Below are 533 nucleotides of genomic sequence, written 5' to 3'. Positions count from 1 at the left end.
CCAGTCAGTATCGGTGCCTATTTGTATGGGTTGTCTTCGATTGATGGTGGTGCCATCGCCCAACTGGCTTTTATCATTGCGACCCCATGCCCAGAGTGTACCATTACTTTTAATGCCATAAGAGCTGTCGAAACCAGCACTCACCGTCAGCCAAGTATCGGTTCCTATCTGTACAGGGGTATCTCTAAAAAACATTTCGGGGAGTGTATCCCCTGTTTGTCCGTCGTCACCAGCACCCCACGCCCATAGGGTACCATTGTTTTTTAGCGCCAGCGCATGAGAGGAGCCGGTATCTAAAAAAGCCCAATCGGTATCATTACTCAGTTGCGTAGGTACGGTTCGTACCGTCAGGTTAGAAGGACCTATAAGACCAGTGATATTAGTACCCCATCCCCAGAGGGTACCATTATTTTTCAGTGCAAGAACCGCAGATGTAGTGGAGCAAGCGCTCACTTGTTTCCAATCGCTGTCGGTGCCTATTTGAATGGGGGTCAACTGATTGGCACAGCAGGTGTTGTTCCCCATTTGGTACT

The 533-nt window shown here is 49.2% G+C and carries 1 protein-coding gene; it reads right to left on the bottom strand.

Features of this window, described 5'->3' with window-relative positions; genetic code table 11:
* Positions 1 to 525: RCC1 domain-containing protein (locus tag WFZ85_RS16560; RefSeq protein WP_461782272.1), on the bottom strand; the 525-nt coding region annotated here is incomplete at its 3' end.
* Positions 526 to 533: the final 8 nt, after the last annotated feature.

This window comes from Flavobacterium aureirubrum, from assembly GCF_038739835.1.
Lineage (GTDB): Bacteria > Bacteroidota > Bacteroidia > Flavobacteriales > Flavobacteriaceae > Flavobacterium > Flavobacterium aureirubrum.
Note: the sequence above shows the minus strand (reverse complement) of the source record. Positions and strands in the feature narration are given on the sequence as shown.